Annotated in this window: 19 protein-coding genes and 1 pseudogene; 12 read left to right on the top strand and 8 right to left on the bottom strand. The window is 60.6% G+C overall.

All coding sequences use genetic code 11. The features are described from left to right. Positions 1-16 precede the first annotated feature (16 nt). The 4 genes from BUA42_RS13565 to BUA42_RS13550 are packed head-to-tail and all read right to left on the bottom strand — an operon-like array spanning position 17 to position 5344. Positions 17-1837 carry a M3 family oligoendopeptidase gene (locus tag BUA42_RS13565; RefSeq protein WP_072778666.1) on the bottom strand — a complete coding sequence of 607 codons (1821 nt, stop codon included), beginning with the start codon at positions 1835-1837 and terminating at the stop codon, positions 17-19. 54 nt (positions 1838-1891) lie between these two features. Continuing rightward, positions 1892-2752 carry an amidohydrolase family protein gene (locus BUA42_RS13560; protein WP_072778665.1) on the bottom strand — a complete coding sequence of 287 codons (861 nt, stop codon included), beginning with the start codon at positions 2750-2752 and terminating at the stop codon, positions 1892-1894. Next, the gene (locus BUA42_RS13555; protein WP_072778663.1) at positions 2745-4337 is read right to left on the bottom strand and encodes an ATP-dependent DNA ligase; all 1593 of its coding nucleotides are present in this window, start codon (positions 4335-4337) and stop codon (positions 2745-2747) included. The genes BUA42_RS13560 and BUA42_RS13555 overlap by 8 nt, the downstream gene beginning before the upstream one ends. Further along, positions 4334-5344 (bottom strand): ligase-associated DNA damage response exonuclease, encoded by a 1011-nt coding sequence (locus BUA42_RS13550; RefSeq protein ID WP_072778661.1) that lies wholly within the window; start codon positions 5342-5344, stop codon positions 4334-4336. Before BUA42_RS13550 ends, BUA42_RS13555 begins: the two co-directional genes overlap by 4 nt. 96 nt (positions 5345-5440) lie before the next feature. On the opposite strand from BUA42_RS13550, the gene BUA42_RS13545 reads away from it, so the two are divergent. Next, positions 5441-6211 (top strand): HpcH/HpaI aldolase family protein, encoded by a 771-nt coding sequence (locus BUA42_RS13545; protein ID WP_072778659.1) that lies wholly within the window; start codon positions 5441-5443, stop codon positions 6209-6211. Positions 6212-6729: 518 nt separating this feature from the next. On the opposite strand, the gene BUA42_RS13535 is transcribed toward BUA42_RS13545, so the two are convergent. After that, on the bottom strand, positions 6730-7665 hold the full coding sequence (locus tag BUA42_RS13535; protein ID WP_072778655.1) for an alpha/beta fold hydrolase: 936 nt from the start codon (positions 7663-7665) through the stop codon (positions 6730-6732). Beyond that, positions 7665-7955, bottom strand: coding sequence for an SCP2 sterol-binding domain-containing protein (locus tag BUA42_RS13530; protein WP_072778653.1), 291 nt, complete (start codon positions 7953-7955; stop codon positions 7665-7667). Before BUA42_RS13530 ends, BUA42_RS13535 begins: the two co-directional genes overlap by 1 nt. Before the next feature lie 92 nt (positions 7956-8047). Here BUA42_RS13530 and BUA42_RS13525 point away from each other — a divergent pair, with 92 nt between their 5' ends. The 5 genes from BUA42_RS13525 (at position 8048) to BUA42_RS13505 (ending at position 13116) form a co-directional block, all read left to right on the top strand. Continuing rightward, the gene (locus BUA42_RS13525) at positions 8048-8602 is read left to right on the top strand and encodes a tetratricopeptide repeat protein (protein WP_245819017.1); all 555 of its coding nucleotides are present in this window, start codon (positions 8048-8050) and stop codon (positions 8600-8602) included. A gap of 39 nt (positions 8603-8641) precedes the next feature. Beyond that, positions 8642-11551: a helicase-related protein gene (locus BUA42_RS13520; RefSeq protein ID WP_072778649.1), complete on the top strand. Its 2910-nt coding sequence runs from the start codon at positions 8642-8644 to the stop codon at positions 11549-11551. A 1-nt stretch (position 11552) separates the two neighbouring features. Next, positions 11553-11933, top strand: coding sequence for an RNA-binding S4 domain-containing protein (locus BUA42_RS13515; protein ID WP_072778647.1), 381 nt, complete (start codon positions 11553-11555; stop codon positions 11931-11933). A gap of 49 nt (positions 11934-11982) precedes the next feature. Next, positions 11983-12321 (top strand): ferredoxin FdxA, encoded by a 339-nt coding sequence (gene fdxA, locus BUA42_RS13510; RefSeq protein WP_072778646.1) that lies wholly within the window; start codon positions 11983-11985, stop codon positions 12319-12321. A 276-nt stretch (positions 12322-12597) separates the two neighbouring features. Further along, positions 12598-13116 (top strand): CarD family transcriptional regulator, encoded by a 519-nt coding sequence (locus BUA42_RS13505; protein ID WP_072778645.1) that lies wholly within the window; start codon positions 12598-12600, stop codon positions 13114-13116. A gap of 48 nt (positions 13117-13164) precedes the next feature. On the opposite strand, the gene BUA42_RS13500 is transcribed toward BUA42_RS13505, so the two are convergent. Continuing rightward, positions 13165-15045, bottom strand: a complete 1881-nt coding sequence (locus BUA42_RS13500) for a monovalent cation:proton antiporter-2 (CPA2) family protein (RefSeq protein ID WP_072778644.1) — start codon at positions 15043-15045, stop codon at positions 13165-13167. Between the two features lie 134 nt (positions 15046-15179). Further along, positions 15180-17711 carry a hypothetical protein gene (locus BUA42_RS13495; protein ID WP_143152701.1) on the bottom strand — a complete coding sequence of 844 codons (2532 nt, stop codon included), beginning with the start codon at positions 17709-17711 and terminating at the stop codon, positions 15180-15182. 150 nt (positions 17712-17861) lie between these two features. Here BUA42_RS13495 and BUA42_RS13490 point away from each other — a divergent pair, with 150 nt between their 5' ends. The 6 genes and pseudogenes from BUA42_RS13490 (at position 17862) to BUA42_RS21335 (ending at position 22978) form a co-directional block, all read left to right on the top strand. Beyond that, positions 17862-18560 carry an SIMPL domain-containing protein gene (locus tag BUA42_RS13490; RefSeq protein WP_072778643.1) on the top strand — a complete coding sequence of 233 codons (699 nt, stop codon included), beginning with the start codon at positions 17862-17864 and terminating at the stop codon, positions 18558-18560. Between the two features lie 73 nt (positions 18561-18633). Next, positions 18634-19638, top strand: a complete 1005-nt coding sequence (locus BUA42_RS13485) for a hypothetical protein (protein ID WP_072778642.1) — start codon at positions 18634-18636, stop codon at positions 19636-19638. Positions 19639-19766: 128 nt separating this feature from the next. Further along, complete coding sequence (locus tag BUA42_RS13480) at positions 19767-21635, top strand: DUF4214 domain-containing protein (protein ID WP_072778641.1); 1869 nt, start codon at positions 19767-19769, stop codon at positions 21633-21635. A gap of 164 nt (positions 21636-21799) precedes the next feature. Then, positions 21800-22003 (top strand): annotated as a pseudogene (locus BUA42_RS21405) (Arm DNA-binding domain-containing protein); the annotation flags it as partial. 43 nt (positions 22004-22046) lie between these two features. Next, the gene (locus tag BUA42_RS21400) at positions 22047-22304 is read left to right on the top strand and encodes a phage integrase central domain-containing protein (protein ID WP_245819039.1); all 258 of its coding nucleotides are present in this window, start codon (positions 22047-22049) and stop codon (positions 22302-22304) included. 146 nt (positions 22305-22450) lie between these two features. Further along, on the top strand, positions 22451-22978 hold the full coding sequence (locus BUA42_RS21335; RefSeq protein WP_218588634.1) for a tyrosine-type recombinase/integrase: 528 nt from the start codon (positions 22451-22453) through the stop codon (positions 22976-22978). Positions 22979-23055: the final 77 nt, after the last annotated feature.

Below are 23055 nucleotides of genomic sequence, written 5' to 3'. Positions count from 1 at the left end.
TACCCCTGGGCAAGCCTTAGTCTTCCATCGCCTCCAATTCGTCGATGAAGACCGAGATCATGCTGAGACCCTTGTCCCAGAACTTCGGGTCGCTGGCGTCGAGGCCGAACGGGGCGAGCAAATCCTTGTGGTGCTTAGAGCCGCCCGCCTTGAGCATGTCGAAATACTTGTCCTGGAAGCCCTCAGGGTTTTCTTCGTAGACCGCATAGAGCGCGTTCACCAAACCGTCACCGAAGGCGTATGCGTATACGTAGAAGGGCGAGTGCACGAAGTGCGGGATGTAGGCCCAGAACGTCTCGTACCCGTCCATGAACTCGAACGCAGGGCCGAGCGACTCGGCCTGCACGGACATCCAGAGCGTGTTGATATCGTCGGGGGTGAGTTCGCCGCCACGCCGCGCGGCGTGCAGTTTGCATTCGAAATCGTAGAACGCGATCTGGCGGACGACCGTGTTGATCATGTCTTCGACCTTGCTGGCCAAAAGCACCTTCTTCTCGGCATCGTCCTTCGCGTTGTCGAGCATCCGGCGGAAGGTGAGCATCTCGCCGAAAACGGAGGCGGTCTCCGCTAGCGTCAAAGGCGTCGACGCCAGCATCTCGCCCTGATCGGCGGCCAGCACCTGATGCACGCCGTGGCCCAGCTCATGTGCGAGGGTCATCACGTCGCGCGGTTTGCCGAGGTAGTTAAGCATCACGTAAGGATGCACGGTCGTGACGGTCGGGTGGGCGAACGCGCCGGGCGCCTTGCCCGGTTTCACCGCCGCGTCGATCCAGCCATCGGTGAAGAACGGCTTGGCGATCTCTGACATGCGCGGGTCGAAGGCGTTGTAGGCGTTCATCACGGTCTCGGTCGCCTCGTCCCAATTGACGATGCGGGTCGCTTCCATCGGCAGCGGCGCATTGCGATCCCAGACTTGCATCTTGTCGAGGCCGAGCCACTTCCGTTTCAGCTCGTAGTAGCGATGGCTGAGTTTTGGGTAGGCGGCCACCACCGCATCACGCAGCGCCTCGACCACTTCGGGCTCCACATCGTTCGACAAGTGCCGCCCGGTCTGGGCGGTGGGCATGCCACGCCAGCGGTCCATGATCTCTTTCTCTTTGGCCTGCGTGTTGTGGACGCGGGCGAAGATCTTGATGTTTTCGGCAAAGACGGCGGCCAGCTCTTTCGCGGCCGCCTCGCGCTTTGCGCGGTCCTGTTCGGTGAGCAGGTTGAGCGTGCCCTCGATATTGAGCGGCTCCCCGTCCACTTCGAATTCCAGCCCGGCGATGGTTTCGTCGAACAGCCGCTCCCACGCGTCGCCGACGACGCCGAGATCGTGCAGGAACTTCTCCATCTCGTCGGACAGCTGGTAGGGTTTCATCGCGCGGATGCGGCGGATGGCGGGTTTGTAGCGGGCAAGGTCTGCGTTCGCCTCGAACAGCGCGTCGATCTTGGCGTCTTCGATGCGGTTGAGTTCCAGCGTGAAGAAGACGAGCGGCGTGGTGTAGATCGTCACCTTCTCCTGATGGTCCGACAGAAACTTCGCGCGCTGGGCATCGGTGGTCAGCTGGTAGTAGCGCAGACCCGCATAGGACATTATGCGCCCGCCGATGTTTTCGATCTTCTCGTGACGGTGGATCGCTTCGAGGAATTGCTCGGCGGTCAGATCGCCCAGCTTGCCTTCGTAATCTGCGGCAAAGCTTTTGCAGGCTGCCTCCAACCAGTCGAGATCCCGCTTCAACTCGGCAGCCTCGTCAGAGGCATAGAGATCTGTCAGATCCCATTCCGGCAGGTCCCCGAGGTCTTTGGTGCCGGTCTTGGCATTGGCATCGAATACGGGGGTAGGGGTGCGCAGCATGGGTCGTCTCCTGTTCCTTGTTGCTGTGGAACCTGTGCCGCGCGCGGCCAAGGTTCAAGAGGCAAAGCCGTAGAGGCGCGCCGGATTGTCGGTAAAGAGCTTCTGGCGTGTCGTGTCGTCGGGGATTGCGTCGAGGACAAGGTTCAGTTGCTGGCCCGCATCGGGCATCAGCACACCGTTCAGCATCAGATGCGGCCAGTCACTGCCCCAGAGGATGCGGTCGGGGTTGGCCTTGGCCAGACGCCGGATCAGGTCTTGCGGCTCTGGCGTGTGGCGGTAGGTGGCGCTGAGCTTGGTCCAGGCGTGGCCGTCGGCCAGCAGGCGTTCGAGAGCTTTGTGCCCGTCCGTGACGCCCAGCTTCGGGTCGGGCCACGCGCAGTGGTCGAAGACGACCTGGACGGGCAGGTGTGGCACTTGCGGCGCAAGCTCTTCAAGATGCAGGTGGGAATGGGCGAGCATTTCGACATGCAGCCCGTGATCGGCGAGCTTCGGCGCGAGGCGCTTCATGCCGTCCCAGGACAAAAGCCCGCCGTGCACATAGTTGAGCCGCACCGCCTTGCAGCCTTTCCCGGCGAGTGCAGCGATTTCGGCCTCGGTCGCGTTGTCGGAAATCAGACAGACCGCGCGGAACTGGTCGCCCATACGTCGGGTCGCCTCAAGCGTGATACTGTTGTCGCCGCCGTAGAGGATGGAGTGCACGATGACGCCACGCGAGCAGCCGAGCGCTGCGAGATGCGCGCGATAGCGGTCGAGCCAAGTGTCGATTGTCCCGGGCGGCGGATTCTCGATCCGGCCGTCCCACAGAGCGAAGTCATCGCCGATCAGGTGCACATGCGCATCGCAGGCATTCACGGGCAACGTGGCGCTGGGCGGCGTGATCTGCACAGGCGGTGCGATGGCGGTGGGCTTATCCATAGGTCTCCAACAGGTCTTTCAGATCGTCGAGCGTATTCGCCTCTTGCAGCGGTTTGTCATGACGCCAGCGCGACATGCGGGGAAAGCGGAGTGCAATGCCGGACTTGTGGCGCGGCGAGGCGTGGATGCCTTCGAAGGCGATTTCGAAGACGTGTTCCGGTTTCACCTGCCGCACCGGTCCAAAACGCTGCTGCGTGTTCTTGCGCACCCAGGCCGTGATCTTGCGGAATTCCTCGTCCGTGAGGCCGGAATAGGCTTTGGTGAAGGGCACAAGGTCGTTGCCGTTCCAGACCGCGAAGGTGAAATCGGTGAAGAGGTTGGCGCGTCGTCCAGAGCCCTGCTGCGCGTAGATCATCACTGCATCGACGGTCAGCGGATCGAGCTTCCATTTCCACCAGTCGCCCTTTTTGCGCCCCGAGAGATAGGGGCTGTCCAGCCGTTTCAGCATCACCCCCTCAGCGCGGTGATCGCGGGCGGTGGCGCGGATGTTGGCGAGTGAGTCCCAATCGTCAAACGCCAAAGGAGGCGCCGGACGAATGGGCGCGTCGTCGGGCAGGTTTTGGAGCAGGGCATCCATGCGGGCGCGGCGGTCCTGCAGGGGCAGATCGCGGAGGTCTGCGCCGCTTTCTTCCAAAAGGTCATAGGCCAGAAGGATCACCGGCGCCTCTTTCAAAAGCTTTTTCGGCACTGTCTTCCGCCCGATCCGCGCCTGAAGCGTGTTGAACGGATGCGGCTGAGTACCGTCCCACGCAACGATCTCTCCATCGACAACTATACCATCCGGTAAAAAATCCGGCAGGCGGGCGAATTCGGGAAAGCGGTCGGTCATCAGTTCTTCACCGCGTGACCAGACGTGGTGCGTGCCGCTGCGCAGGATGACCTGACCGCGGATGCCGTCCCATTTCCATTCCGCTCGCCAATCTTCGGGTGATCCGAGGTCCTCTGGCGCGTCCTCCAGCTGATATGCGAGGTAGAACGGGTAGGGGCGGCTATCGTCTGCTTCGGCATCCTCGGCCTCAATCAGATCGTGAAACGTGGTCGTCTCGGGCGTCCAGCCGCCCATAAGGCGGTGCGCAAGGCTGGGTTCGTCCTGCCCGGTGGCCTGCGCCAGCGCGCGGGTCATCAGCTTGCGGCTGACGCCGATGCGGAAGCCGCCGGTGATGAGCTTGTTGAACAGGAACCGCTCGATCGGATCAAGCTGATCCCACGCGTCGAGGATGCGTGCCTTGCGCTGATCAATGTCCAGCGCCGCGAGGGACTTGAGTTCGGTGATCCAATGGGTGAGCGGCAGGTCGCTTTCGCGGGTCGGCGGCGGCAGGGTGAGGGCGATGGTCTCGGCCAGATCACCGACGATGGGATAGCTTTCCTCCAGCAGCCAGAGCGGGACGCCACCAACCTCGGCAGCCCATTCGCGCAACTGCGTTGTGGTGACAGCGCGCTTGGGGCGTCGGCCGGAAAAGAGCGCGATGGTCCACAGCTTGTCGTCGTCGCTGGCCGTCGTGAAGAACTCCGCCAGCGCCTTGGTTTTGGCGGTGGTCTTGGTGGTCTGATCGACGGCGGTGAAGAGGGCGGCGAAATCCTTCATGCCGCTTCCTCCGCCTCGTCATCCTCACCGCCAAATTCGGTCGGGACGACCTGTGCGTTGTAGCCTTGCGTATTCAGCCATCGCGCGAAGATGTCCGTGTATCCATGCGTCGCATATACACTTTCTGCGCCTGTCGCCTCGATCGCCTGCATCAGGCCCGCCCAATCGGCGTGGTCGGAAATGACGAACCCCCGATCCGCCGCCCGTCTGCGCCGCACACCGCGCAGGCGCATCCAGCCCGACGCAAAGGCGGTGGATGCGGCGCCAAACCGCCGCGACCATTGCGAACCGAGCGCCGAGGGCGGCGCGATGACCAAAGCGCCGGGAAAGTCCTTCGGATTCAGATCGGGTGTCACGTAAATGGTGTCGGGAAGCGCGTAACCTTGTTCGCGAAGGACGGCGTTCGTGTTTTCGACCGCGCCGTGCGTGAGGATCGGGCCGATATCCGGATCAAGCATCGACAGGAGCCGCTGCGCTTTGCCCAGCGAATAGGCCCCGAGGATCGCCGTCTTACCGTCGGCGGCGGTGCTGGCCCACCAGTCGTTCAGTTCTTTGGCGACAACCGACTGATCGTCCCATTTGAAAACGGGCAGGCCGAAGGTGCATTCGGTGATGAAGCTGTGGCATTTCACCGGTTCGAACGGCTCCGAAATACCGTCGGGCACGACCTTGTAATCGCCGGACGCGACCCAGACCTCTCCGCCAACCTCGACCCGGATTTGCGCCGAACCGGGAAGGTGGCCTGCCGGGTGGAAGGACACAAGTGCATCGCCGATCCTGCGTTGTTCGCCGAAGCGCACGGTTTCGACGCTGATCTCTCCCAGCCGATGGCGCATCACCGGGGCGCAGGCATCGGTGCAGAGATACCGCCGATGACCCGGACGCGCGTGGTCGGCATGGCCGTGTGTGATAAGCGCGCGGTCCACTGGACGCCACGGGTCGATGTAGAAATCGCCCGCAGCGCAATAGATGCCACGGTCGGTAAAGCTGAGGACGGGATCGGTCATGCCTCTCACTATAGAACCCGTGCCTGCCTTCGCCAGAGGCTTGCCACCGCGCGCCCGGGGCGTAGTGTAGGCCGACCAGACCACGAGGAGCCTCCCATGCAGATCGCCGGATTTCGCCAACGTTTGCTGTCACGCGTGCCGTTGGCGGGCACGTTTCTGAAGACCCCGGCGCTGCAATTGATCGAGGTCCTGGCGCAGTCGGAGTTGGATTTCGTGTGCCTCGATGCCGAACACGCACCGTTCGACCGGAGCGCCATTGACGCATGCTGCGCGATGGGCCGGGCACTGGATTTCCCGGTTCTGGTGCGTGTCGGCGACAGTTCCGCCCGCGAGATCCTGCAGGCGCTGGATTGCGGCGCGGTGGGAATCGTGGTGCCTCATGTGGACAGCGCCGCGAAGGCGGCGGACGTGGCACGCGCCGCACGCTTCGGGCGGGGCGGACGGGGCTATGCCGGTTCGACCCGCTGGGCCGGGTATGCGACCCAGTCCATGCCGGACCTCCTGAAGAAATCGCAGGATGAGACCGTGGTCATCGTGCAAATCGAAGAACCGGAAGGCGTGGACGCGTCCGATGCAATCGCCGAGACCGACGGAGTCGACGCTCTGTTCCTGGGTCCCGCTGATCTGTCTGTCGGGTACGGGCATGACAACCAGACCTCGGACGACCTTGCGCACGCGATGGAGCGTGTCGGCAAGGCGGCAGGAGCCGCAGGGAAAGCCTACGTGTCCTGGGTCGCCAACGCACAGAAGGCGCAGGACTGGTCGCAATACGGAATGAGCTGTTTCTTCATCTCATCCGAGCATTCCTGGATGCGCGCGGGTGCAACGGCAGAGGCGAGGGGCGTGCACGAGATCGGGAAAGTGTAGCACGGGTTTGAGTGAGTTTACGGTGAGCGGACAATGCTGCCAATAGAGCTTCCACCTATTGGTTTGCGTGATTTCCTCTACCACACATTATCGCATCCAATTCCGCTACAGTCAGGGAAGTTACTGGAACGGCTCGTTTCGTTTCTACAAAGGGCAACCACCCTCGCAGATACCTCATCCAACTGAATTCGCCTGGAATGCACTCAGCGGGCACAAGGAATTCGGTGCCATAAACTTCACTAAGTATTTCATAAAATTCGGAAAAATCGTCGCCGTAGATACCCAGATCGGTAACGATCTGCGTGTCCGCTTTGACATCTTCTACTCGGAGGTCATTCCCGAAGAATCGCCTCAAAGCTTCTAGAACTCTCTCTGGAGCTTCTGATGTTTGCATGGCGTGCCAGCACCCGTACCAATCCCTTGTCAGATTTACTTCCATAGAAATGTACTTCAAGCTCTCGTGGTAGGTCTGGGCTCATTCCAGACCTTCGCTGCTTCATTTCGAAGACAGCCTGAGCTCACGCCAAACTTGAGAACAGCGAAATGGCCGACCCGGTGATCTGTTTGCGGATGGTTTCGCCTTCCATCAGCACCTCGTGTTCCGCGCCGTCGACGATCATGAGTTTGCCGCCGGGCCAGCCGGTCATGCGGTGGCGGATCGCCGTCGTGTCGACGATGCGTTCGTGTGAGCCGACAAAACACAGCGCCGGGATCGCGGGAGAGGGTTTGGCGGCCAACGCCTTGCACTCGGTCATCGCGGATTTCAGCCATGTGAGCGAGGGGCCGCCAAGGCCGAATTGCGGCTCGGCTTCCACGTGGCGGCGCATGTAGGCGAACATCTCGGGGTCCGAGCTCAGCAGGTTGTCCTCGAACGGTGCCGCGGTGAGATAGCTTTCGATAGAGGTGAAGGGCGCCAGACGCTGACCCATCCCCAAAAGCTCGGCTACTCTCGGGACGGCCCAGGCCAGCGGGCGCATATGGGCACCCATGCTGATGCCCAGCATCGGGCCGGTGAAGACCACGGCCTTCATGTCGGCCCCTTGCATCAGGGCGCGCAGGCCGATGCAGCCGCCCATCGAATGCGCCACCATGAACCACGGTTTTGGCAGGTTTTGCGCAGCGGCAAAGCTGCGCATCGCGGACCAGTCTTTCTGAAAGTCCTGAAAGCGGTCCACGTGACCCACCATCGGGTTCGCGCCGAGCCGGTCGGCCATGCCTTGCCCGCGCCAGTCGATGGTCAGCGTGTCGAAACCGGCTTCGACGAAATCCTGCGATGGGTAGCCGTATTTCTCGATGTATTCGGTGCGGCCGGGCAGGATGAAGACCGTTCCCTTGAGGTGATTGCCTGCCGCATGCCCCACGCGAATGCGCACCCCGTCAGAGGTGCGCAGCCAGAATGCATTCGTGTCCGGCCCTTGGGCCAGATCCGCGCGGTACGGGGCAGGGTCCGCCATCAGGCGAGGGTGGACGCCAGTTTCATCGCAAGCCCCATGTCGCCGTCGATGGTCAGACGTCCCGACATGAATGCGCTGGTGGGGTTCAGCGAGCCTTCGAAGATTTCCTTCAGCGTGTCGGCGTCCGCGGTAAAGGTCACATCCGCGTCCGCTTCGCCCGGATGCGCGCCGTCGCCATCCACGTAGAGGCTGCCTTCGCCTTCGACATTGAACTGTGCGGTGCCGTCGATTCCTTCACCGCCCAGCTTTTCGTTCAGGGCCGTTACCGCTTCTGCCACTACGTCGCTCATACGCTCTTTCTCCTTCGTGATCGCGCGTGGGGTGTAAGGTCTGGCATTCACCGAACCTCACGCTAAACTTAGAGGTGGTTATGAGGTTCACCATGCGCAATTACAAATCTGCCGTTGCGGCATTTCTATTTGCCGCGTCTTCCTTGGCGCTTCCGGCGGCGGCCGAGGACGACGTTGCGGCGCAGCTCATGGAAGAGCTTTCGCAGGCCGAGACGGAACAGGCGGCCAACCGGCTTGAGCGGCAAGTGCGACAGGAGTGGGCCAAGTCTGGCTCTGCCACGATGGATTTGCTGTTGAAGCGGGGGCAGGACGCATTGGATGTCGATGACATCGACGCCGCGATGGAGCATCTCACGGCGCTCACGGATCACGCCCCGGATTTCGCGGAAGGCTGGCATAGCCTCGCGCTGGTCTATTACCGGGCCGAGATGTTTGGACCGGCAGCGGATGCGCTGGAACGGACCCTGGCGCTCAACCCGCACCATTTCGGCGCGTTGCGTGGCCTTGGGGCGATCTTCGAACAGGTCGACAAGCCTGCGCTTGCCTATGACGCCTATTCGCGGGTACTGACCCTTCGGCCGCACGACTCGGACGTGATCGACGCGTTGGAGCGGTTGGAACGTCGGGTGAACGGCCAGACACTCTGAACATCGGACGCCTGAGCAGGGCGGCATAAGGCAGGCAACATGGCCGGACAAGCGCGGGTTGCGGCCATTCTTGGCCCCACCAACACAGGCAAGACCCATTACGCCATAGAACGGATGCTGGGATACCGGACCGGGATGATCGGTCTGCCCCTGCGACTTCTGGCGCGCGAGGTCTATGACAAGATCGTCGCGGCGCGCGGTCCGTCTGTCGTGGCGCTGGTGACCGGAGAAGAGCGTATCGTCCCCCCGCGGGCGCAGTACTGGGTTTGCACGGTCGAAGCGATGCCCGAAGGCATGGGCTGCGATTTCGTCGGGGTTGACGAAATCCAGCTTTGCGCCGATCCCGAGCGGGGCCACGTCTTCACCGACCGCCTGTTGCGGATGCGCGGCTTGCACGAGACGCTTTTCATGGGGTCCGACACCATGCGCGGGCCAATCTCCGAATTGGTCGAGCGCTGCGAGTTCGTGCGGCGCGAACGGATGAGCCAACTCACTTACACCGGATCGAAAAAGATCAGCCGCCTGCAGCCGCGCACGGCGATTGTCGGGTTCTCGGTCGAGAACGTCTATGCCATCGCGGAACTGTTGCGCCGCCAGAAAGGCGGGGCTGCGGTCGTCATGGGCGCGCTCAGCCCCCGGACCCGGAACGCTCAGGTGGATCTCTACCAGAACGGTGAGGTGGACTACCTTGTGGCCACTGATGCGATTGGCATGGGGCTCAACCTCGATATCAATCACGTGGCGTTTTCGTCGCTTTCAAAGTTCGACGGACGGCGGATGCGGCCCTTGATGCCCAACGAATTGGCGCAGATCGCCGGGCGGGCCGGGCGTGGCATGTCGAACGGGACCTTTGGCGTCACCGGTGAGGCGAGCCCGCTGCACGAAGAGGTTGCCGATGCGATTTGCAACCACCGCTTCACGCCGCTGCGAAAGCTCAACTGGCGGAGTGCCGATCTGCGGTTCGGTTCCATCGACACGCTCGTCGCCTCGTTGGAGGCCGCGCCAACGGATGAGCGCCTGGTCAAGGCACGGGAGGCGGACGATCTGCAGGCGCTGAAGGCGCTCGGTCAGGTGGCCGAGGTGATCGCGCGGGCCTCGGACCCGAAATCCGTCCAACTTTTGTGGGATGTCTGTCGTATCCCGGATTTCCGCGGGATCAGCCATTCGGAACATGCTGGGCTTTTGGAAGTTATCTATGGGCATCTGCACGAACGCGGGCGCATTCCGGACGACTTTCTGGCACGGCAGGTCAACCGGATCGACCGCACCGATGGTGACATTGACACATTGTCGAAACGCTTGGCGTATATCCGCACATGGACCTACGTCGCGCAGCGGAAAGGCTGGGTTCATGACGAAAGCCATTGGCGTGACCAGACGCGCGCTGTAGAAGACCGGCTATCTGACGCGCTGCACGAGCGTCTGACACAACGATTTGTCGACCGGCGGACATCCGTGCTGTTGCGGCGGTTGAAACAGAAGGAGGCCCTCTTGGCCGAAGTGAACGATCAAGGTGAAGTGACCGTCGAAGGCGAATTTGTCGGTCGGTTGGAAGGGTTCCGGTTCCGCCAGGACAAGGACGCAACCGGGCAGGAGGCAAAGACACTCAAGTCCGCGTCCCTGCAGGCCCTGGCGCCGCATTTTCATTTGCGCGCCGACCGCTTCTACAACGCGCCCGATACCGAGATGGACTTCACCGAACAGGGTGGCCTCATGTGGGGCGATCAGGCGGTCGGCAAACTTGCCGCCGGGGATGATCCGCTCAAGCCACGTATCGTGGCCTTCGTCGATGATGAGGCAGGAGCGGAGGTGGCGCAGAAGGTCGAGCGCCGTTTGCAGCATTTCATCGACCGCAAGATCGCGTCGCTGTTCGAACCGCTTATCAACCTGCAGAAGGACGAGACGCTGACCGGTCTCGCGCGGGGCTTCGCGTTCCGCATGGTCGAGGGCATGGGCGTTCTGCCGCGCGCCGACGTTGCAGAGGATGTGAAGGCCCTGGACCAGGATGCGCGCGGACTGCTGCGCAAACATGGCATTCGTTTCGGCCAGTTCACGATCTTCATGCCACTTTTGCTGAAGCCCGCGCCAACGCGGCTTCGCCTTGTATTGTGGAGCCTGTCCAAGGGTGCGGACGTCTTCCCGGAAGCGCCGCCGCCGGGTCTCGTGACCGTTCCCAATCCCAAAGGCACACCCGCAGAGCACCATACGGTGTCAGGCTATCGAGCGGCTGGCGAGCGTGCGATCCGCATCGATATGCTGGAGCGGTTGGCCGATCTTCTGCGCGGGCAGGACAGCCGGAGCGGGTTCGAGGCGAACCCGGATATGCTGTCTATCACTGGTCTGACGCTGGATCAGTTCGCGGACCTCATGGAAGGTCTGGGCTACAAAGCTGAAAAGGGCGACCGGGAAAAGGTGCGTCCCGTCGATGCCGTCATTCCCGAAGCTGATGCCGCCACACCGGACGCCGGAACCGAAGAGACGCCTGTGATGGATGCGGCTGCCGAAGCGGCACCGGGCGCAACGGTCGATCCGGTACCAACCGAGTCGGAAGCGCAGATCGCGGACGATGGACAATCCGCAATGACCGAAACGCCGGTCGAGGCCCCCGCAGAGGAACCGGTCGCCACGAACTCCGAGACCGAGATTGATCCGGGTGCCGCGCCCGATGAAGCGCTGGCCGGACCGGAGCTTGAGGTGTTCTACACCTTCACATGGCGGGGGAACCGCCCGAACCGCCAAGGCAACCGCGATGGCAATCGCCAACGTCGCGATGGTGGCAAACCGCAGGGCGACCGTCCGCGCGGCAAAGGCGGCAAGCCGAAGGGTAAGGGCAAGGTCCGCGATACGGGTCCAAAGACCTTTGCGTCCAAGCCGCCGAAAAAGGAAAAGGCCATCGATCCGGACAACCCCTTCGCGGCGGCCTTGATGGGGCTGAAGGACAAGGACTGAGTTGAGCGAAACAGCCGATAAGCTGCGTATCGACAAGTGGCTGTGGCATGCGCGGTTTTTCAAAACCCGCAGTCTGGCCGCCAAGATTGTTTCCGGTGGCAAGTTACGCGTCAATGGCCAGCCGATCTCGAAACCGGCCTATTCTGTCTGTGCGGGCGATGTGCTGACGTTTCCTCAGGCAAAAGAAGTGCGCGTGATCAAGATCGTCGCGATGGGCGTCCGACGCGGGCCGGCTCCGGAAGCGCAGCTGTTGTACGATGATCTCGACCCGCCGAAACCAAGGGAGGCCGCGCCTCAAGTGCCTCGTTTCGACGGAAAAGGCAGGCCGACCAAGAAAGATCGTCGCGCTTTGCTACAAACCAGAACGGACGCGCTTGAATGATTTTCGCCAGTCGCTTAGCTAGCGGAAAACAACCAAACGGACGCGCCGCATGACCTATATCGTCAACGATGCTTGCATTGCCTGTAAATACACCGACTGCGTCGAAGTATGCCCGGTCGATTGTTTTTATGAAGGCGAGAACATGCTTGTCATCCACCCTGACGAGTGCATCGATTGCGGCGTGTGTGAACCGGAATGCCCCGCTGACGCGATCCGCCCGGACACCGAACCGGACATGGAAAAGTGGGTAGAGTTCAATCGGAAGTATTCCGAGATGTGGCCGGTGATCATCACGAAAAAGGATCCGCTGCCGGGGGCAGAGGAGCGTGATGGAGAGCAGGGAAAGCTCGAAAAGTACTTTTCCGAAGCTCCGGGCGAGGGCGGTTGACGAATCGAGGCACTTGTTGGGCAACTCGCGCGATTCTCGTCTAACCTACTGAAAAATTGATGAATTCATGCCGTTCTTCGGCCCCTACCGGGGCGGCCGATTTTATGGTAGACTTACCGCTGTAACTGCCAAAAGTGGGACATGCGCTTCAGAGACTGGCGCGGGTAAGCTGACATTAGCTTGTTCTTTTGATCGACCTTAAAACGAACGGAAGCTTTGCCTCCGTGCGTTCTTTTTGTCGGTCGTTCCACCGGTGCATGTCAAGAAAGGTTCTGAATGACCAAGTCTAAGAAATCCGAATTCCGCCCGAACGACTATGTCGTCTACCCCGCGCATGGCGTTGGCCAGATCATCTCGATCGAAGAGCAAGAGATCGCTGGTATCACGCTGGAGCTGTTTGTCATCTCGTTCGAAAAGGACAAGATGACGTTGCGCGTTCCGACACATAAGGCGACGGAAATCGGCATGCGGTCGCTGAGTTCGCCCGATGTGGTGAACCAGGCGATGAAAACGCTGAAGGGCAAGGCCAAGGTGAAGCGCGCGATGTGGTCGCGCCGGGCGCAGGAATATGAGCAAAAGATCAACTCCGGCGATCTGATCGCCATCGCCGAAGTGGTGCGCGACCTGCACCGCGCCGACGATCAGCGTGAGCAAAGCTATTCCGAGCGTCAGCTTTACGAGGCGGCACTTGAACGCCTCACACGTGAAGTTGCGGCCACTTCGGGCGGCGATGAGCTTTCCGCGGCCAAGCAGGTGAACGAGGTGCTCATGTCACGCGCACCGGCAGCTGCTTAAGCAAATTCCCGAACGTTTGAGAAACGACCCCGTCACGGGGTCGTTTTTTTATGCGGCGTCGTCTGATTTGCTTTCAAGCGCTGCAAGCAGGGACGCCTCAAGCTCCTTCTCAAGCTCTTTCGCGCGCGCGATGTAGGCGTCGTTTTGGGCGGACGGTGTATTCGGATCCCAGAGCGAGGCCAACTCACGCACGGTGTGACGGTCGTGATGGTAGAACAGTTTCTCTGCCTCCGACGCTTCGAATTCCGTCAGTCCAATGTTTTCCAGAACGTATCGTCCCGCACGTAGCGACCCGTCGAACAACTCGCGGACGATATCGTCAGCTCCGGCCTGGTACAGACGGTAGGTGTGTGTCCTGTCACGGGCGCGGGCCACGATATGGATATCGGGACGGATGCGGCGCGCATATTTGACAAGTCGCTCTGCCGCTTTCGGATCATCCAGCGCCACCATCAGCACGCGCGCCTTTTCGATCCCCGCCGCGTGCAGCAGATCAGGGCGGAGCGGATCGCCGAAAAAGCCTTGGTACCCAAAGCGTCGCATCAGTTGAATTGTTTGGAGGTTGTTATCGATCACGACGGTTTTTGCACCGACGGACTGCACAAGCCGGTTCACGATTTGCCCGAACCGACCGATCCCGGCGATAATGACGGCGCCTTGTTCATCGATCTGGTCGTGCTCGGGTGCGTCGCCGCCATCGGTCATACGCTTCGACAGCACCTCATACAGGATGAAGGCCAATGGCGTGATGAGCATCGATAGGGCGACGATCAACAGCAACCGGTTCGCCAGGAACTCGGGCAGGATGTCTTGCTGAAACGAGAACGAGATCAGCACAAATCCAAATTCGCCCGCCTGCGCGAGGCCAAGTGTAAACAGCCACTGATCCCGCCCACGCAATCGGAATGCGCGGCCTAGAATATATAGGATCACGCCTTTCAGAAGCATGACCCCAAGAGCGAGGCCAAGGATTTCGAGCGGTTCGGACAAGAGCAGATCAAAGTTGATCCCTGCGCCCACCGTGATGAAGAACAGGCCAAGAAGGAGACCCTTGAACGGCTCGATGTCGGATTCGAGTTCGTGCCGGAATTCGCTGTTTGCCAGAACCACACCGGCGAGGAAGGTGCCGAGGGCCGGGGACAAACCGACCGCTGTCATCAGGAACGCGATCCCGATCACGATAAGCAGGGCAAGAGCCGTATACATCTCGCGCAGATGCGCGGCGTGGATGTAGCGAAAAATCGGACGGGCCCCGTAGATGCCGCCAAGGATGATCAGCGCCACGGCACTTAAGGTAACAAGCGTGACGCCCCAACCCGGCAGCCCTTCGACCAACGACATGGCGTGCCCGTGTGCTTCTTCGCCGTGATCGGCCAGATTGCGCTGAATTGATCCGTCGTCGCTTAGCGTCGGACCGATCGGGACAGCGAGCAAGGGCAAGAAGATCAGCATGGGAATGACGGCGATGTCCTGCGTCAGCAGAACCGAAAACGCAGATCGACCGCCGCTGGTCTGCATCAGGCCCTTCTCACTTAGCGTTTGCAGGACGATTGCGGTCGACGACAACGCAAAGATCATGCCTATGGCAAGCGAGATCTGCCATGTCTGACCCATTAACATGGCCGCGACCATGACGGCGAGCATGGTGATCCCGACCTGCAATCCGCCCAGCCCGATCAATCGGTGGCGCATGTCCCACAAGGCGCGCGGTTCGAGTTCGAGCCCGATCAGGAACAGCATCATTACAACGCCGATCTCGGCGTAGTGCTGCAGGTCGGTGGTGTCCGCGACAAGACCGAGGCCGGGTCCGATGGCAACACCCGCCAGCAGATAGCCAAGCACAGACCCCAGTCCCAGCCGCGCCGCGATTGGAACAGCGATCACCGCCGCGAGCAAAAACACGGAAGCCAGGAAAAGAAATTCACCCATAATTAAATTGCCTGATCATTTGCGGGCAGCATGGCGGTTCGGCGTGGGTCTTGGCAACCGGACCATGCGAATAACGCCGTATTATTTGGCAATTTCGTGACGAGCGATCAGCGTCTGTGCAAGGATTGCCCGGCTCAACCGTCCGGCATGTCGAGCACGATGTTGCGCCCGTTTTTCGTGTACCGCAATTCGCTGTTGCCAATGGCTGCGACACGGCCACCGTCAAGACGATCCCCCACCTGCACCTTCTGGTATCTGCCATTGGAAAGGCGCACCAGCGCGCGGCGCGAAGACGGTTTGCCATAGACGCCGATCAGGTTGATGCGCCGCAGATTGATGGCGTTTGTGACGGTGGCTTGCCGGGCCACATTGGCGCTCGATGGAATGCGTGGCTGCACCGTGCGGGGAGCAATGGACGCCACTTGTGTCACCTGGGTCGACTGCACCTGCCGAAGTTCCTGCGCGCGGGCGACAATGCGGGAGAAGTTGCGCGGACGCGTGACCGGCGCCACCGATTGCGCCACGGCGAATTGGGTCGCTTCGGGCTGCGCTTCTTCTTCCACCGCCTTGATCGTGGCAGGCCGCGCGTTGGGACGAAGGGCTGCCAATTCGGCACGGGTTCGTCCCCCGAGCTGCGCGCGTTCATTGCCTTCCAAAAGGCCACCCGGGCGCGTGCGCGGCCGAAACGCTTGCAGTGCCGCGTTGACGACCGTTTCCGCGTCATCCGCTTGTGGCACAACCTCCGGCGCATTCGGTCGGGCAGGGGGCACGACGGGTGGAAGCCCGGCAAAGACGCGAACGCCTTCGGGGTTCACCGTGCCCTCGGGCGTCGCCACGACGAGACCGCGCTGGTCCAATTCGTACCGCGTTCCGGGCAACGAAGGGTTGGGCTGCGACAGATAGGCTTCATCATTGCGCAGCATCTGCGCGCTTGGCAGGGCTACGGCGTCGAACTGTTCCACGCGGCCATCAATCGATGCGATATAAAGGTCATCAAGGCTGGTTTGCGTGGGCGCAGACGGCGCCTCGGGCGAGTGCAACCAGATACCGGTTGCAGCATAGGTCGCTTCGATTTCCTCCGGTGTCATCGCGGCGGGTGGCGGTAACAGGTCGGACAGACCATCTTCCGCAGGCGCGCTGATATCCGGTTGCTCCAGCGAGGCGAGTTGAACGCCATCCTCTTCGACGAGCGGCTCGGTAATCGACCCGTCGAGCGGCGCAAGCTCAACATCCGGCATGCGGGCGATGGACGGTGTCTCATCATTGCGATCAAAGAATCGCGATATGCCTTCGTCGAGGAAGACACTGGCCCACGCCGCCACGGCCAAGAGGAAAATCAACAGCGCGCTGGTCAGCATCAGCCCAAGGAAACGTGGCTTGCCCCCGACCTGTGGCTCGGTCCGCGCGCCGAAAATCGTCATCCGTTCGCGTTCATCCGGGATCACCGCGGCCTGGTCAGACGACGCGTGCATGTCCGTGTCGCGACCGGCGCGCATGGCGGCGATCCGCGCGACGGCGGCACGCGCCGGGGCAGGATCGTGCTTCGGAGGTTCAACCTTGGGCGCGGGCGACGCTTCGGTCTTCGGTTTCGAAACCGGCGGTTCCGCAGGAGGTGACGGTGTCTCTGCAGGTTTCCGGCGGCTGAAAAAGCCGGAAATCTTGCGATCGCTGGCAGCGTCTGACGTTTCCACCTGAAGCACCGGGGCGGTGACATCGCTATCGCTCGACGATTTTCGAACTCCGCCGAGCCTCAACCGGGATGTCACCGGTGCATCCGGCGCATTGACCGCGGGTGCCGGCGTCGCGCTATGCGCCACCGTCGGCGGTGCGTCGCGCGAGGCGCGGATCGATCCGAAGACCGGGGCGGGCGTGTCGTCCGGCGTCTTGGCAGATGCTTTAAACGTGATGGTCTCCGGCGCAAGCGTTTCTTCGGCTTCAGCCTCATCCGCCGCTCCGGGTGCGAGCGCGTCCCGCTCGTCTAGGTTTTCTTCGGCGTTCTTGAACTCCGATCCGTCGTTTGACTCTTCGGGATCGAGGCTCAAGTCCTCGCTCGTGTCCTCGACCAAATCCGCCAACGCAGTGTCCGGATCATCCGTGTCGGTGGTGGTTGCGTTCGGCTCCGGATCGACAGCGGTGACGATGTCGAACGGATGGTCATCCTTCTCCGGTGCTGCACCGCTCCAACTTGCGGCGGCGCCGAAGAAAACCTCGCCCACGAAGTCTCCGTCGGGTGCGTTGGCCGCGAAAGACACCGGTTCAAAATGATGGCTCTTGGCGAAGGCTTCGGCCTCGTCCAGCGTCTCGTTCGCGACGGCCGCGACGTACAGCGATCCGTTCTTTTGAACCCAATCAAACGTGAGGTCATCTACAGCGTAGGGCGTGGCACCATCCAGAGCGCTGCGAATCTCAGCGGTCAGAGCCTGCCCGCTAAGCCCTGTGTCGGGCAGCGCGAGGTACTTGATCTGCTCGTTCGGAATCACAAGCTTGACCTGACCGCCAGTGGGCGACAGCGTATCAGCCTCGGTCCGCAGGTCCGCGAGCGCGCCCCGCAGATCGTCAGCGTCAAGAGCCACATCGCCAACCCGTGCCCAACCTGTCGGCACGCGGCGTAGCAGTGAAATTCCGTCAAACGAGAGTGTCAGGGCGAACGCTGGAGTCATATTCATATTTTAACAGCCAATGATCCGGGATGGGAGTCTCAAACCGTCGCTATCCTGCCGGAAGAGCGAGCCGCCGCGCAGGGGAAAATCAGAACTTGCGTTGCACGCGGTCAGCCGGGATGCTTGTCCTGCGTGGTGTAATCGAATGAGGCTAACATGCAGTGGGTGCACGGTTTATTAACGACGTTTGTCCTGATCCTGAGTGTATCGGCTTCGGCGGCGCAGACAGAGGGCCGATTGACGGTGACCGGGGAAGGGCGCGTCGCAGCCGTGCCCGACATGGCCGTCATCACCATGGGCGCCACATCACAGGCGGAAACAGCCCAAGACGCCATGGCGCAGACATCAGATATCACGGCGGCGATTCTGACCCGGCTGACAGAGTTCGGAATAGAACCGCGCGATGTACAGACCTCGGACCTGTCCCTGTCGCCCGTCTGGCGCAATCGTGGCGGCAACGACGGCAGTCCGCAGATCGATGGGTATCAGGCTTCTAATCGTGTGACGGCCCGCGTGCGCGATCTGGACCGACTTGGCGAAATCCTCGACGCGGCCCTGTCGGATGGCGCGAACCGCCTGGGCGGACTGCACTTCACCCTCTCGGATCCCGATCCATTGACTGACGACGCCCGCAGGCTTGCAGTGGCCAACGCGCGGGCGAAGGCAGAGCTTTTCGCCGAGGCGGCGGGGGTGGAGCTTGGTGCGTTGATATCACTAAGCGAGGCGGGCGTTGCGATGCCTCAACCCGAAATGCTGGGCATGGCGCGGGCTGCCGATGCGGGGGTGCCGATCGCCCAGGGCGAGACCGAACTGCGCGCCAGCGTCACACTCGTCTACGAGATCAGCACCCCCTGATTGCAATCGTTGCGCGGCCGCCGAGGGCCGGTATAGTGGCGGAAAACAAGAGCAGTTCCGCCAAAGGAAAACCATGGCACGCCGCCAGGCCGGATCCGACACCGTAAATGTGCTTATCGTGGGGCAGATGGGCCGCCTGGCCTATGAAGCGCTGCTCTTTGCGCTGTCATTCAAGGCCAACACACCCGACCCGCGGTTTCGGCTCTTCGTTGCCGAACCTCAACCCGGGGCTTTGTGGCCCAACGATCCAACCATCAAGCCGGGCGAGCTGCGCGCCATGATCGAGGCGCAGGGAGGTGAAATTCTCCCCTTCGAGAGCAAACATTTCGGAAGCAATTATCCATTTGGAAACAAGATTGAAGCGCTCTTTGCTCTCCCAAAGGGTGAACCGTTTATCTTCTTCGACACCGATACGCTGATCACCGGAAACCTGGGCGACGTGCCGTTCGACTTCGCGCGTCCGACCGCGTCCCGGCGCGTCGAAGGCACGTGGCCGCAGATCGAACTCTACGGCCCCGGATACTCCGAGATCTGGAAGTCGCTCTATGACCGCTTCGACCTCGATTTCGAAAGCTCGCTAGATCGTAGCCAGCCGGATGAGTACTGGCGGCGATACATGTATTTCAACGCGGGCTTCTTCTTCTACAAATGTCCACATGAGTTCGGGCAGTGTTTCCTCGACATGGCGCTGTCGATCCGGGACGATCCCCCCGATGCACTGGTTTGCCAACCGCTCAGCCCGTGGCTCGACCAGATCGCGTTGCCGCTGGTGATCCACAAACTGGGAGGCGGTCGAGATACCCTCCCCGAAGGATACATCGACGGCCAAACAAGCGTGCATTACCGGAACATGCCTTTGCTCTACGCACGCGAGAGCGACGGCGTCGTCGCCCTGCTGGAACAGATCAGCGCTCCAAACCAGGTGAAGAAGCTTCTCAAAGGCTACGAGCCTTTCAAACGCATGATCTACCAGAAACGCGGTCACAAGGTCCGCGCCTTGTTCGATAGGGAAAACCTCCCGTCACGCGAACAACCCATCCGCCAGAAAATCAAGAAGAACGGCTTCTGGATGGTGTAGGCCTCCGATTATTCAAAACATAGCCATTTACTCGCCTAAGCAATTGGATAGGCTGATCGTCGGCACTCACCAAAACCCCCCATATTCCACGTGTTTGCTTTTCGACCTATCCGCCACGGGAGCCAATTATGGCCTTTCTCACTGCCGAATTTTTTGGCCCGACGAACGATCCGATTATCGACATCCTCTTTGGTGGGCAAAAGTGGGATCTGTCTGAGTCAAATACGATCACCTGGGCTCTGTCGGATGGATTTGACGGGTTTGTCTGGAATGACAGTTCGGCAGCCATTGAACACTTTACCCGTGCTGTGGAGAGTTTCGCGGCGTTCATTGAAGTAGAGTTCTCATATCTTGGCACGTTCGACGATCCGATCGCCGCAGGGAATGCGGGGGCGGATATTGTCTACTCCGTGGACAATACCGTCGCTAACGACGGCACCTTGGCCTACGCTTATTATCCGGACAGGGATCATCCGCGACCGGAACGGAATCCGAATGAAGGCGGTGACATCTTCATGAACTTCTCGGACCCGCTGATTTCGGGGTCCAGTTACGCGACAGGATCGGAAGGGTTTTTGACCGTCATTCATGAACTAGGTCACGCTATGGGATTGCGTCACCCCTTCGAGAACAACGACGGTCGACCCTCCATTCAAGACCTCAATCGAAGCGACATCCTAGACATGGATTGGTTCTCGATCATGTCTTACGAGGACCAGTACACAAGTGAGCTGGAAAGGTGGGATCCCGGAACGCCAATGCTCCTTGATGTGCTTGCCCTGCAGTACATGTATGGCGCAAACACGATGACCCACGCGGGCAATACCGATCATGTGTTGGAGAACACGAACTACTACTACACGATCTGGGATGCGTCCGGAAAGGATCGCGTCGATGCTTCCGGTCTTTCACAGGGATGGCGGGTGTCCTTGCCGGACACGCGGGCTACGCCGCTTGTCGACGCTATGTTTGGGTTCGCCCTGCCGCTGGAACAGCTCGAAGGTGCGCTTGCGAATTCACGTCCGAAAGAGTTGGTTTGGTTGGTAGGGGACATTGAAAACGTCACGGGCACGCCGTTCGCAGATGATCTTCGAGGAAATGCCTTTGCCAACGTGATGCTTGGCGGAAACGGAAGCGACTCGCTCGAAGGGTTCGCGGGTGACGATTTTCTGAACGGTCAAGGCGGGGTCGACACCGCATACTTCGATGGACAAAAATCAAGCTACACGGTGAGCTACAGCCCCACTGGAACGACCGTTCGTGATCGGCGCAGTGACGGGACCGGCACGGATACGGTCGAACAGATCGAACATCTTGTCTTTTATGGTGATCCGGAAGAGGAAGTCCTGGACCTTACGCAATTTGGTGGCCCAACAGACCTGCTGGCAGAGGACCTAGAGTCGTTTATCGAGCTGTATATAGCATATTTCAACCGCGCACCGGATGCCACCGGCCTCTGGTTTTGGGGAAACACTTTCGCGGACGGAACATCACTCACCGAAATGGCGGCACATTTCAACGACCAGGAAGAAACTCGCGCAACATACCCGTCTGACCTGAGCAACGCGGATTTCGCAGAGGCTGTTTACAAGAATGTGCTGGGCCGCATTCCGGACCAGCTTGGTTACGAATTCTGGGTCAACGCGCTGGAGTCAGGAGCTGTGGCGCGCGATCAGTTCATTCTGTCCGTTCTTCAGGGCGCAAAGTCCAATCCGGCTCCAGATGCAACACAGGACTTCATCCAGCAGCAATTGGCCGATCGCGATTATCTCGCCACCAAAACGGATATCGGCGCACTCTATGCGGTACATCGCGGTTTGTCGGACGTGGAAGACGCCATTCAGGTGATGTCGCTCGTCGACGGTACGCAGGCAGGAACAAACGCAGCTCTGACCGAGATCGAACAGTACTACGGCGAGGCGCTTGATCCGGACACCGGTGCATTCCTCGCGCCGCTCATCGGAGTACTGGACAATCCTTTCGACGTCGTCGTCTGACGTCCGGCACAGCCTGAAAATGATGGCGGAGAGACAGTCCGTAGAATCCACGGTCTTGCATGTTTGACCGCGTTCGGGTTTGGTCGGATTGTGTAATTTAAAACAGACAATTAACTTCACCTCTTCCCATTGCAGTCCGCGCACGTTCACCCTGAATCGTGGCTATGTGTAGGAACGAATGTGGGAACGTCGTGCCGCTCAGCGCTCGAAAGGTGGAAACAGCAGGACCCGGACGGCACGGCTATGGACGAGGCCTTTTTCTCTATGTCAAACCCTCCGGTGCTCGCTCTTGGGTACTCCGCTATCAAATACAGGGACGGCGGCGTGATCTGGGGTTAGGTGCAAATCCCGATGTCAGCCTCGCCATGGCCCGCGATCGCGCAGCGGAGGCGCGAAGACTGATTGCGGAAGGTGGCGATCCCAATCGCCCAGAAACGGCGAGCCAAGCCCAAGACGTTCCGAGATGCTGCGCTGGAACTGATCGAAAGCAAGCGGTCCGGCTGGAAGAACGCCAAGCACGCCGCGCAGTGGACTTCGACGCTTGAAGCCTATGTCTTCCCGAAGATCGGCGCGGTTCAGGTGGCAAAGGTCGAGACGGCGGATGTCATTGCAACGCTCACGCCGATTTGGGCGGAAACACCCGAGACCGCCAACGTATCGAGGCAGTAATCGACTATGCCTCAGCACTCGGCATTCGCAGCGGTGACAATCCGGTCCATTGGCGCGGTCATCTTGACCATCTCTTGCCAAAACCTAAGAAGGTTTGTGCGATCAGACATCACCCAGCTTTGCCCCATGCAGAGATTGGCGACTTCATGCGCGATTTGGCGGAACGACAGAGCGTTGCAGCGCGCGCGCTAGCCTTCACGGTCCTCACGGCGGCGCGGTCCGGCGAGACGCGCGGCATGACATGGGGCGAAGTCGATGTGAAGGCGAGGCTCTGGATCATCCCCGCGCATCGGATGAAAGCGGCAAAGGAGCATCGCGTTCCGCTCACCGAGGCCGCCATCGCATTACTGGGACAAAGCGGCAAAGCCATGCCCGACGATGCCGTGATCTATGGGAGCGAGGCGACACCTGGCAAACCGATCTCCGACATGAGAATGACCGCGGTGCTCCGGCGCATGAACCGCTCGGACATCACGGTTCACGGCTTCCGCTCAACCTTCCGGGACTGGGCAGGTGAGACAACGGGCTTTCCACGTGAAGTCATCGAAACTGCACTGGCCCACGGCCTCAAGGACAAGGCCGAGGCAGCATACGCACGGTCTGATCATATTGTTAAACGGCGGAAGTTCATGGAAGCGTGGGCGGCTGCAGTAAGAGTTCACGTGGCCGCCTGAAATTCTTCGCAATGCCAATAGACCAAAACTGAAACTCAAAAACTCTTCACTGAACGTGGGAGAATCGGTTTAGCTTT

Source organism: Marivita hallyeonensis (assembly GCF_900129875.1).
GTDB lineage: Bacteria > Pseudomonadota > Alphaproteobacteria > Rhodobacterales > Rhodobacteraceae > Marivita > Marivita hallyeonensis.
This window is presented reverse-complemented; position numbering and strand designations above follow the sequence as displayed.